Genomic DNA, 283 nt, shown 5'->3' on the forward strand with positions numbered 1-283 from the left:
GTGTTTGTGCCACAACCAAATGTTGATTCTGCGATTATTCGTCTCCTAAAGCGCCCGAAACCAGTTGTAGAAGTAACAGATGAGACATTCTTCTTTGACGTAGTACGAGCAAGTTTTGCACAGCGTCGTAAAACTTTAATGAATAATTTATCAAATAATTTAAATGGTTTCCCGAAAGATAAAGAGCAGTTGGATCGAATTTTAACAGAAGTGGGAATTGATCCAAAACGAAGAGGCGAAACGCTATCTATCGAGGAGTTTGCAACATTAAGTAATGCATTAG

The 283-nt window shown here is 37.8% G+C and carries 1 protein-coding gene; it reads left to right on the forward strand.

All coding sequences use genetic code 11. From position 1 onward, the window contains the following. Window positions 1–283, forward strand: a 283-nt coding sequence (locus ACSG5Z_RS32155) for an rRNA adenine N-6-methyltransferase family protein (protein WP_435712975.1), incomplete at both ends; no start/stop codon positions are given.

This window comes from Bacillus pretiosus (assembly GCF_051294775.1).
GTDB lineage: Bacteria > Bacillota > Bacilli > Bacillales > Bacillaceae_G > Bacillus_A > Bacillus_A wiedmannii.